The 11,698-nt window shown below is 40.5% G+C and carries 10 protein-coding genes; 4 read left to right on the forward strand and 6 right to left on the reverse strand.

Annotation, left to right across the window (positions count from 1 at the left end; genetic code table 11):
- Positions 1 to 42 precede the first annotated feature (42 nt).
- Both AN395_RS18200 and AN395_RS18205 read right to left on the reverse strand, forming a co-directional pair.
- The gene (locus AN395_RS18200; RefSeq protein ID WP_054983854.1) at positions 43 to 492 is read right to left on the reverse strand and encodes a low molecular weight protein-tyrosine-phosphatase; all 450 of its coding nucleotides are present in this window, start codon (positions 490 to 492) and stop codon (positions 43 to 45) included.
- Positions 493 to 526: 34 nt separating this feature from the next.
- Entirely contained in the window at positions 527 to 1,033 is a 507-nt protein-coding gene (locus AN395_RS18205) for a DUF3087 domain-containing protein (RefSeq protein ID WP_054983855.1), read from the reverse strand.
- 146 nt (positions 1,034 to 1,179) lie between these two features.
- Here AN395_RS18205 and AN395_RS18210 point away from each other — a divergent pair, with 146 nt between their 5' ends.
- The 4 genes from AN395_RS18210 (at position 1,180) to AN395_RS18225 (ending at position 4,654) form a co-directional block, all read left to right on the forward strand.
- The gene (locus AN395_RS18210; RefSeq protein WP_024031594.1) at positions 1,180 to 1,815 is read left to right on the forward strand and encodes an energy transducer TonB; all 636 of its coding nucleotides are present in this window, start codon (positions 1,180 to 1,182) and stop codon (positions 1,813 to 1,815) included.
- Positions 1,816 to 1,829: 14 nt separating this feature from the next.
- Positions 1,830 to 2,402, forward strand: a complete 573-nt coding sequence (locus AN395_RS18215) for a sigma-70 family RNA polymerase sigma factor (RefSeq protein WP_024031593.1) — start codon at positions 1,830 to 1,832, stop codon at positions 2,400 to 2,402.
- Entirely contained in the window at positions 2,389 to 3,000 is a 612-nt protein-coding gene (locus tag AN395_RS18220) for a hypothetical protein (protein WP_054983856.1), read from the forward strand. Before AN395_RS18215 ends, AN395_RS18220 begins: the two co-directional genes overlap by 14 nt.
- Before the next feature lie 124 nt (positions 3,001 to 3,124).
- Entirely contained in the window at positions 3,125 to 4,654 is a 1,530-nt protein-coding gene (locus AN395_RS18225; RefSeq protein WP_054983857.1) for a hypothetical protein, read from the forward strand.
- 335 nt (positions 4,655 to 4,989) lie between these two features.
- On the opposite strand, the gene AN395_RS18230 is transcribed toward AN395_RS18225, so the two are convergent.
- The 4 genes from AN395_RS18230 to AN395_RS18245 form a co-directional block, all read right to left on the reverse strand.
- Positions 4,990 to 6,732 (reverse strand): potassium/proton antiporter, encoded by a 1,743-nt coding sequence (locus AN395_RS18230; protein WP_054983858.1) that lies wholly within the window; start codon positions 6,730 to 6,732, stop codon positions 4,990 to 4,992.
- Between the two features lie 174 nt (positions 6,733 to 6,906).
- On the reverse strand, positions 6,907 to 8,283 hold the full coding sequence (locus tag AN395_RS18235; protein ID WP_029773935.1) for a Na+/H+ antiporter NhaC family protein: 1,377 nt from the start codon (positions 8,281 to 8,283) through the stop codon (positions 6,907 to 6,909).
- Between the two features lie 187 nt (positions 8,284 to 8,470).
- Entirely contained in the window at positions 8,471 to 10,135 is a 1,665-nt protein-coding gene (gene pbp4b / locus AN395_RS18240; RefSeq protein WP_054983859.1) for a penicillin binding protein PBP4B, read from the reverse strand.
- 9 nt (positions 10,136 to 10,144) lie between these two features.
- Positions 10,145 to 11,320, reverse strand: coding sequence for an exo-beta-N-acetylmuramidase NamZ domain-containing protein (locus AN395_RS18245; RefSeq protein ID WP_054983860.1), 1,176 nt, complete (start codon positions 11,318 to 11,320; stop codon positions 10,145 to 10,147).
- Positions 11,321 to 11,698 lie beyond the last annotated feature (378 nt).

Raw genomic sequence — 11,698 nt, forward strand, 5'->3', positions numbered from 1 at the left:
CACGCAAGGTATTATAGCGTCTTTTTATTCAGGTAGTTTTACTCAAAGCTTTGCGAGTATTTTATCGCTTGCGGCTTCAATTAAATCGAGCACATTTTCAAAGCCATCATCGCCGCCGTAGTATGGGTCGGGTATGGCGCTTTGGCTTTGCTCGCCGTATTCTAAGAACAATGCCAGCTTGTAATGTAAGTGGGTGGGGCATTGCGCTTTTAAGTCAGCTAAGTTTTGTGTGTCGGCCGCTAAAATTAAATCAAACTCAGTAAAATCGCTGCTGCGCACTGGGCGCGAAAATATACCTTTAAAGCTATAACCGCGTTTTTCGCCTGCAGCCATTGAGCGGCTATCTGGCGTTTTACCTTCGTGGTAGCCAATAGTCCCTGCCGAGTCGACTTTTACCTCAACGCCTAATTTTTTAGCATGCGCTTTTAACACCGCCTCTGCTGTGGGCGAGCGGCAAATATTACCTAAACACACTATCAGTACTTTTTTCATTAAGGCTCCTTTAGCTAATTTAATCACCTAGGCTTTAAAACTGTTTTAATATAGCCTCGTTATAGTCATCGGCATTTAAAGTCAGGTTATACTTGGCCGCCACACTATCAAGCTCGGCTTGTTTTATAGCTAACTCGTCCATAGTGATGGTGTTATCGTCAAGCTGCCATAAAAGCCGTGAGCCCGCATAACTATAATGAATCGCTAACAATGCATCGGCATTACCCTCACGCCCTGCCGCTTTTAGCTTTGGCATTTTGCGGGTTATTTTATTAAGCGCTTGTTTAAGCTCCCACACATAGACCACTTCGGTCATAAAACTATGGGTACGGTATTTATTTAACAGCCAGCCAATGGCCAAACTTGTTATAACAACACCGGTTAAATTCCAATGAAAGTGACTCCCGCTTTCATCAGGAAACAACGCAATTAACGTTTGCGATATAGCCAAGCTGCCAACAGCTAAACCCGCCGCACACCCTACAATTACCCTATTTAAATGTTTGCGGTAACGTGCTTTATCTATTTGTATGAGTTGCATAACAGCCTAAAAAATTAATAAGTAAAAATATAGCGAACGCTATTGTAACTAAACCCCGCAATTTTTATAAAATTATTTAACCCCTTTTTGATTTGCCCCCCGTTATAGCTTTTAAACAACCCAACTAAGTTTACTCGGAGCGGCTTATGCACACACTTGAAGTACCCAATAATTCAGCATTTATTAAAACATCAACCGCCGTTATTGGCGGCGCAGTAATGACCTTTGCCGCCTTTGCATTTATGCAATACTTAATTAGTGGCGAGCAGCGCGCACCTATAAAACTCGGCGACGATATTATTGTAGAGATTTTTCAGGCACCAGAGGATTCACAAGTAAGGCATATACAAAAAATACAGCCACCACCGCCTGTGCCAAAAACACCGCCTAAAGCACCACCAATAGATACCTCAAACGACCCTGTAATAGCGATTAACGAATTAACACCAATCACTATTGATGATTTTGGAGATGATATAAATAGCACGATTAACCGCCCTACAGGCGATGCAACACCCATAGTACGCATAAATCCCAAATACCCTACATCTGCCGCGCGCAATGGCATAGAAGGCTGGGTGCAACTGAGCTTTAGTATTTCGCCCACCGGCGAAGTAATAAACCCAGTGGTAATAAACGCCGAGCCCAAACGTACCTTTGACCGCGAAGCAATAAGAGCCATAAAACGCTGGAAATATCGCCCCAAAGTAATAGAAGGTGTGGCACAATTACAAACAGATCAAACCGTACAGCTCGATTTTAAATTAGATAACTCTATTTAACGGACTAAACGCCTATGCTACTCAGTATTAAGTCATGGTTATTTGAAACGCCAAGCAAGGATTGCATGGCAAGTTACGCAAAAAGTGGCGACAACCGCTACTTAGAGCAGCTTATTGCCCTCTACAGTAACGACTTATACCACTACCTAGTGACGCAATCTAATACGCATTTAGCATACGACGTAAGCCAACAAACCTGGCTAAAAGTAATCGAAAAACGCCACCTTTACCAAGCGCAAACCACGCCAAAAGCGTGGTTATTTAAACTCGCGCGCAACACATTAGTAGACGAATACCGCAAACAGCAGCGCTTTGTAGAGCTTGACGAAAACACCCACCTCCCCGCGCAGCAAAATGAGCAAGGTAATAACAATAGTATTAGCAATATAAATTACCAAGCGTTCGATAGCGCACTCAAGCAACTGAGCTTTGTACAGCGCGAAGCCATTACCTTACAACAAGAAGGCTTTAGCCTTGCCGACATAGAGCTTATAACGCAAAGCAACCATGAGAGCGTAAAAACAAGGCTGCGCTATGCCAAGCAAAACCTTAAACGTTTATTAGGAGCAAACAATGAACAAGCCTGATGAGCAGTTTGATCAAAAGCTCACTCAACACTACAAAGAGCGAAAAGCACGCACTACACTCAGCGCTTCCCAACAAAAAGCGTTACTTAATAATGCCAGCCATAAAAAGCCCTCAAGGCTTAGTTTTACGCTACAGTTAAGCAGCCTTGCCTGCGCACTGGGCGTATTCGCATTTATTGTGTTTGATAGTAACGAGGGCATTAACTACGCGCCTAAAACGGTGCTTAATACCATCGACATTCACGACTACTCAATTATTAAAACCCACGAAATAACCCCATCGGGCAGTTACACAAGCGCCATTACCGAGCAAAAACACGCACTCGACACTCAACATGCTAATAGCTTGCGCTTACACCAACAACGCCACATAGAATACGGCACACTCGTAAAGGTTGATAACGACTGGTACATAGCCAGCTGTAATGACGAGGTACTAGTGCAAATTAAGCAGTCACTGCTCAGTGATTTAAAGGGTAAACATGCGGTAGAAAGTGGTCTAAATACGGGTGATATGCTGGCTATGGCGCATAACGGTAAAGGGCAGATTGTAGCGCTTAAACATGCGGGAGTTGGGACTAGGCAGTGTGGGGCTTAGGTGGTGGTAATTAATTATTATAGATACAATATTTTATAAAATCCGTGCGTATTAGTAAATATCATAAATCGCATAATTAATTTAGAATAAGTTAAAGGTATTTGTAATTTATAAGGAAATAATAGTGTCAGATATTTGTATTCAAAATAATTGTAACATCCCAGCAATGTTCAATGGGGAATGTGCCCTTCATTGCAATAAAAGTGATTATCAAACAGATAAAATGAATGGAAAACTTAAAGAGTTTTATGATGATCTTGAATACCACATACGAAAAAACGTATTAAAAAATTCATCTGAAGAGCCGAAAAAAGAAATTGCTTCTGGTAAATATGCACAAGAGAACCTACCCACTAAAAAGCAAAAAATAATTCATCTTCGGCAGATAAAATTTCCAGAAAGGGATCCAAGAGACGAATTTGATTTCTTTAAGCTTCTAAAGCAATTTAAAGGGATCCACTTTGATGATTCCACTATATACTTTGGCAGTATAAATTTGCCTAATGTTCAGCTCTTTTTCCAAGATTGCATATTTCTGAATGATTGGTCTATACACTCTTTTCTAATGATAGAAGATGTTACTGAGCGAACAATTTTTCAAAATTGTGTCTTTCAAGGAGCTGTCACAAGTGCGTCTCCTGAAAGCGCAATTGATAAACTAGAAATAGAGAGTTATTTATTTAATGATTGCACTTTTAAGTGTCAGGTAATTTTTCATAGAGGAACCTACCTGAAAAGCATCTTTTTTAATTCCGAAGGATTTATCCAAAAAATATGTAACTTACACATAGAGAACTGTGAATTCAAAGAACGCTTATTACTTAACAAAAGTGAAATAGAAGTTTTAAAAATCCAAAATATGGAATTTGAAGGCAAAGTTGAACTTAAAGAGTGTGATACCAAATATACACTGATATCTAATGTTAACTTCAAGTCATTATTCGATGCTTACAAAACCAAATTTAACCAGTTCAAAATGAATCGAAGTATTTTTGATGATTTTTCAGGCTTTGAAAAATGTGAGTTTGGTTGTGTTGGTAGTACAAGCCTAGAAAAAATCGAATTTGAATATGTTACGTTTCTTAATTTTACAAACTTTAGAAAAGCTAAGTTTTATAGTGGGTTAGATTTTGAGCATACAAATTTGAAGGAATCACCTAACTTTTTAAATGCAGAAATAAATTACAAAAATACAAACAGAGAAACCTTCAGGATCATAAAACATTCATTCGACAAAATAGGGAATCAAATTGAAGCAAATAAATACTTCGCTTTAGAAATGAAAAAATACAAAGAAGAGCTAAAAGCTAAAAATGGCTTTTCAGCCGAGAAAGCGGTCTTATGGCTTAATGAAAGCATATCTAATTTTGGTTCTAGTATATTTACTCCCCTAAGTTTGATGCTGGTAACAGCAATTATTTATTATTTTTTAATTTTAGGTTATGAAAATAATTACGTGTATAAAATATATGAACCTTTAAATGAATACATAATTAGTATTTCAAAAAACTTAAATGCCTTAGCCAAAGGAATACCACCATATGGTAGGTTTTTAAAAGAAGGGATGGAGTTCGTAACTTTGATTTACCATATTTTCTTTTTAACTTTTACTTGGCACTTTATAGTGGCAGTAAAACGATGTACAAAAAGATAGGTATATAACCTAAGGAAAAGTTTCTGTGTACTCTTTTAAAAAAGTGAGCTACTTAGCTGACTTTTAAATATTTAAACAATCCAAATTGAATAAATAGTTATTCTCGTTACCAAACAGAACTGACTACAAGCGATAGTAGTCAGCCAAAAACCTTGAATAAGGTTCCATGCTATATTTAGGTTTTGGTCTTATACACAGCGCCAGCAAGCTGTACGCCTACAACATACACTACATATAATTAGCTTTGGGTTTGCTCATTGCATCGGTGATACGTTGGGTTTCGTGTCACTCAACCCAACCTACTTCGCTAATATCTTATAAATCAGCGTTAATGACTACTGCTTTAAAAGTCGCTGTTCTGGATTGTGTAAGTACTTTAAGCCGATTGTCACTATACGTGTATGTACCATTGTTATAACGCGTAGTTGAACATTACCAATAACCACAATTGAGCCTTTACTGATTTCTCCTGAAAGCTTTTGGTTGATCACCTCTTCCAAGCTTATGCCCTCTGGGGCGTCTATTTTCATGTGGTATGAGTAAAATATATCGCCTACTAGCGTAACCCCTTTCACTTTAAGTTCGTTGCGCGCTAAGTGGCTGTCTTGGTGGTTTGTTTTATCGGTTGCTGTAAAAACTAAATCAACAAAAGGTCTGTTAGCGGGTTTTAAAACAACAAATAAATGATCGTTTGGTTTTAATTTAGTAGAGCCGCGTGGCGGTATGATTGAAGGCCCTCGTGTGATCATGGCTACAACTACACTTTCTGGCAGTGCAGCATGAGACAAACTGCGCCCAGAAACGCGAGAAACCTCACTTAACGTATACTCTACAATTTCTATATCAATATCATTTAAGGCGGTAATTTCGAGCGTTGCAGCTGCTAAATCGGGTGGCGGCTCTATTAAACTTAACTTTTTAGCCATCCAAGGCATAGTTGAGCCTTGCAACGTGGCCGAGATTAACACCACGAAAAAAACCACATTAAAAATAAGCTCCGCCCCTGAAAGGCCAAACAACAGTGGGAATATAGCTAAAATAATCGGCACTGAGCCTCTTAGCCCCACCCAAGATACAAATAAAGTTTCGCGATTATTAAAGCCAAATAATTTTAAAATTGGCGCTACCGCTAGTGGGCGAGCAACAAGAATAAGTGCCAGTGCAATTAACAACCCTTCTAGCCATACATCAACCAACGACGAGGGGTTAATTAAAAGCCCTAACACAACAAACATGGTTATTTGCCCAAGCCACGCTAAACCATCGTGAAACAGAAAAATGCCGCGTTTATATACAAATTTACTGTTACCTAAAATAACGCCGGTTATAAATACAGCTAAAAAGCCACTGCCGCCAAGCGTTGCAGAAAGGCCAAAAGAAAGCAGCCCAAATGCGGTTACCATTACTAAATACAAACCTGATGCATTTAATTTTATTCGATTAATAAACCACACCGACACCTTACCAATTAAAAACCCACAAACGGCGCCTACGCCCATTTGCTGGGCAAATAACTGCAGTAAACCCAGCCCTATTGGCATGTCGTTAACTAGCATTTCGAGCAAACCCACCGTTAAAAAAATAGCCATTGGGTCGTTCGAGGCACTTTCTATTTCAAGGGTTGATTTAAGTTTTTTATTTAAGTGAATGCCTGCACTTCGTAAAAGTGCAAATACGGCAGCGGCATCTGTAGAGCCCACAATAGCGCCCAGTAAAACGCCTTGTAATACGGGTAGGTCTAAAATATAAGTGGCGACAAGGCCGGTAATTACAGCCGTTAAAAGCACCCCGACCGTAGCTAAAGCCGAAGCAGGTTTCCACACTTGTTTAATAGAGCTGGTTGGCGTTTGTAGCCCACCATCAAATAGAATAATAGCCAGTGCTAACGTGCCCAGAGCATGCGCAGCCTCTGCGTTATCAAATGATATACCTGCAATACCGTCTTCACCTGCAAGCATGCCCACCAGTAAAAATAGCACCAGCACGGGTAGGCCAACGCGCGCAGATAGCTTGCTCGAGATAACCCCTAGTAAAATTAAAATGGCACTAACAAGAATGATATTATCTATTACAAACATAGTGTGGGTTTACAGCCTTGTATAAGTTAAAAAGTAAGAATTTATAGCTATTAAAAAGCTTAAAGCTCATGCCATACAATAACCTAAAAAATATAAATACGGGTACTTAACTGCATATTTAAAACAAAAAAGCCTGCGATTAAGCAGGCCTTTTTGTATTTAAACGAGCAAATTTTACAACACAATTATGCTTGTTACTAAGTACGCTATAAACGTCAGTGCGCCACCAAATAACGCATACGGTAGCTGCGTTTTAACGTGGGTGAGTAAGTCACACCCCGAGGCGAGTGCCGATACAGCGCTGGTGTCGGATATAGGGGAGCAGTGATCGCCAAATATACCGCCGCCTAAAATAGCGCCTACCACCAGTGAAGGTGGCAAACCGAGCGCTTGAATAAGCGGCACACCAATAGGAATAAGTATGGCAAATGTGCCCCAAGATGTACCCGTAGTAAACGACATAACCGCACCGGTTAAAAACAGCACTGGTACAATTAAGTAAATAGGTAAGTAATCACCCACAAGTGATGCGACAAATACGCCCGTGCCTAGCTCTTTTAAGCTTGCGCCCAGTGTAAGTGAAAGCAATACAATGCTCACCAGCGGTAATAACTCGCCCATGCCTTTAAAGCCGGTATCGACTAATTGATGGTGAGTAAATTGGCGCGAGCTAATCATTAAAACATATGCAACCACAATGGCTAATACCGTTGCGTATAAAACCGATTTAGAGCCGCTGCCTTCTGCAAGTACGCCGTTGCCGGTGTAAAACATAAAGCCTACCATGCTCACAATTAAGGTAAGTAATGGCACGAGCATGTAACGCGCTTTAGAGCCTTTTACTTCTTCTTTTAGGTCGGTTTTTTGTAGCTCTAGTTTTTGCTCGGCTTCTTTCATTGGGCCGTGTACTTTATCAAACGCGATAGTGTAAAACACAATGACTAACGTGATAATGGCGTAAAAGTTGTACCCTACGCTGCCCCATAAAATAGATACCGCCGATTCGCTTAGTTCGTAATTGCCAAGTAAACCCAGTACAAATGCGCCCCAACCGTTAAGTAATATTAAAATACACACCGGTGCACTGGTACTATCAATAATATAAGCAAGGCGCGCTCGGCTCATTTTAAACTTGTCGAACAAGCCGCGCGATACAATACCTGAGGTTAATACGCTGAGGTTTGACTCTATAAATACCGCGATGCCGGTAAACATGGTTAAAAAGCCAACTTGGCGCTTACTTTTTGCAATGCCTTTATTCATAAGCATATTAACGGTGGCTGCTACGCCGCCAGATTCGCGTATGTAGGCAAGCAAGGCACCAATCATAATACTAAATATTAAAATGCGAGTGTTACCCGGCGAGCTGGCTACCGATATTATGCGCTCAATGGTATTTAAAAATGTAGCAAATAAGGTATTACCCTCGCCTTGTATAGCGAGTAAAAATTCTGACGAAGCCACGGCCACCAAAAGTGCCATTATTACTTCTTTTCGCCAAAATACGATAGCGATAGCAATGAGCGGCGGTAATATAGAATACCAAGACATAAATTAACCTTTATTAATAGCGAAGTGCGTTCGCTTTATTCACGTTGAAACGCTTATTTTACAGGCCGTTTTAAAAATGTGGCCTGAATTTGTAAACCGCTTAGCTTAATGGATTGGCTTAGTTAAGTCACCTGCAAATAAATCACTTAAGGCACTGCACTTAGGCCGTTTTAGCCTAAACGATAATTTATTGATTTAGTAGTGCTTCGTAAATAAGCGATACCACCGAGCCATATTGCGCGGTCTCGTATTGTTTGCCCAAAAACTGGTAATGTTTTTGGCTTCCTTTTATTTTTGTGTGCCGCGCATTGGTCAATAAAATAATGGCTAAGTCGTAGGTTGGATCAATAACCGTTACTGTGCCCGTCCAGCCGGTGTGACCATACGCTTGTGCACTTGCATAAGGGCCAAAATGCCAACGCCTAGCTTGGTTGTTACCTGCAAGCCTAAAGCCTAGGCCATAGGTTTCGTTGTTTAATTGTGGCGTTAAAAACTGCGCTAAGGTTGATGCGCTAAATAACTGGGTATTGCCAAAACCACCTTGATTTAATAGTACTTGGCAAAGCACAGCTAAATCGGGTGCATTACTAAATAAACCGGCATGCCCTGCTACGCCATTAAACGAATAAAATGCTCGCTCGTCGTGCACTTCGCCTTGTAAAACATTAGTACGAATATTATCAAAGGTAATACGGCCATCACGGGTATTGCCGCTAAGCTCGGTTGCTGCAAATTCAGCGCGTTTAAAGCCCTTTTTAAGTGGGTTAAATACCGTATTGGTCAGTTTAAGTGGGGCGTAAATGTGTTGCTCGAGGTAATCATCAAGTGGTTGCCCGGTTATACGCTCAACCAGTACGCCTAAAATCATGTAATCAATATCGGAGTAAACGGCTTGTGCGGGGTATTTATTGCTCAGCGGTACTTGCGTAAGTAACAGCTGCTTTGTGGTTTGGCTATTTTGCGAAAAATACGCATCGCCATTTTTAGTTTCTTTACGATGAAAATCAAACACCGGAGGGTAACCCGCTGTATGCGTGAGTAAATCTTTAACTGTGCGCAGCTCGCGGCCATCACCTTTGTATTCGGGTAAGTAACTTTGTACGGGCTTGTTTATATTTAAAAGCCCTTCGCTTACAAGTTTCATTAGGGCAAAGTTAGTGGCAAATATTTTGGTGTTAGAGGCTAAATCAAACAGAGTATGTGTTTGCATTGGCTCTGGGCGTAGTAGCAGCAAATCACTTTGCTGGTACTGTTTGGCATCGCCATAGGCGCTAAGCTTTATTAGTTCACCACTTTTAATAACAGCTAATACCGCCCCCGGAAAACCAGCTTGTATGTCTTTTTCAATAAGGGCATCGACCTGGCTAAAGTCTATATTACTTTGCGCAGCGGTATTTAAGGTTGGAAACTCAAAGCGCAAGGTAAGGCTTGCGCCTTTAGGTTTAATATTTTCAACCTTAAACGTATTTACCCCGTTGTGGGTGCGCCTTGCTAGCGAATACTCATATAAAGTATTGGCGGCTAATTGGTTGGTAATATTAAGCTTTTGGTTATTTATAAAAATATCGGCGCTTATCGCGTTATTATTTTGAATTAATAACTGCCCTCGCCCTTTATACGCTTTAAAAGTGCCACGGTTATTTACGTACTCACGGCTACTTGGGTTAGCCTCAGGAAAAGTGACAATAACTTGGGCGTTTGGAAGCGTTACTAATTTGCTTTGCTTAAGCTCACTGGCTGTAAACTCATTTGGCTTATTTGCCGAACTGCACGCTACAAGAGTAATACTAACAAGCGCCAGTAAAGCCGTTTTAAAACAGCTTCTTAATTTTTTGTTTATTACTAAAGCCATTTGCTCCCCTTACTTGTACAGCAAATAAGGCGCCCGTTGCTTTTTAAATGCTGCAAGCCCTTGCTGCCAACTTTGTTTTATTTGCCGCTCTGATTGCCCTGCTTCAATAGCTAAACGTAGTTTGTTAGTGCCAGCCAATTTATCCATAAAATCAGCGCGTTCAAAAAAGGTAATATTGTTTTTAGTTAATTTATTATAAGCCGTAATTAAATAACTTAAATCAAGCCCGCGCGTGTTTGCTGTGCGTAAATCGAGCCCTTTTACAGGGGTATTTTTAAATTTAGGGTTTGCTGCCGCCCCTTTAATAGAGCGCGGTGTAAAACTAAAATCCCCAAGCGCAACGGGCGAGTAGCCAATTACTTGAAACGCAAAGTTGGTGCCTCTGCCAATACTTACAGGGGTTGCCTCAAAAAAGCAAAGCGAAGGATACAGCGCAATTGATTGATCGTTAGGTAAATTAGGGCTGGGTTTTACAGGTAAACTGTAGTGAGTTAAGCGCGTGTAATGATCAACCGGGATCACCGTAAGCTTTAAATCAGCCGCTTTATTGATCCAGCTTTCGCCTTTGATCATTTTTGCAAGCTCGCCTACCGTCATGCCGTGCAGCACGGGGATTGGGTGCATGCCTACAAACGATTTAAATTGGCGCTCAAGTATTGGCCCATCAACGTAGGCAATATTGGGGTTTGGCCTATCAAGCACAATAAACTCAATACCTTGCTCGGCTGCGGCTTCCATCATGTAATGCATAGAGCTTATGTAGGTATAAAAGCGCACGCCCACATCTTGTATATCAAAAATAATAACATCTACTTCGCTCAAAGCCTCAGCGCTTGGTTTTTTGTTTTTGCCATAAATAGAAATAAGCGGGATACCGGTTTTACTATCAACCGCATTTTTAACATGAGCTCCTGCGTCGTGATCGCCTCTAAAACCATGCTCAGGTGCAAAAATTTTGGTTATGGTTATATTTTTAGTGAGTAAAGCATCCACTAAATGAGTATTTTCAACAAGCGATGTTTGATTTACCACAAGGCCAACACGTTTATTTTGTAGCTGTGGCAAATAATGTTTGTATTGAGCAGCGCCAACAATTGGCGTTGTTTGAGCTGTGTGAGCGTGCGCGCCCACATTAAAAATAGTGATAAATAGTAAAACAAAGGTGATGAATACAGCTTTAAACATACAGCAAGATCCTTTTAAACAAGGTGTTTAAAATACCACAGCTTAAGTTAAAGAGCAGTGAATGGTTTTGAGCTGTACATAAATAACTAGAAGCAGCGCTTCTTACATGAGCACGCTTACGTCTACGCTGAAATTTTTAGCTGGGGTGTTTGTTTGACTTAACTGATAGCTGATAGCTGAAAGCTTTCTCAAATTTCAGACACAAAAAAACCGACTTAATGTCGGCATATGTATGAAAGTGGTGGGCGCAGGACGTATCTTCTAAGAGTGAACCTCTGACCGCTTGGTTCGCAGTAAGCTACTTTATCTATATCTACGCTTTACTTTATTTCAGACACAAAAAAACCGACTTAATGTCGGCATATGTATGAAAGTGGT

This window comes from Pseudoalteromonas sp. P1-30, assembly GCF_001400005.1.
Classification (GTDB): Bacteria; Pseudomonadota; Gammaproteobacteria; order Enterobacterales; family Alteromonadaceae; genus Pseudoalteromonas; species Pseudoalteromonas atlantica.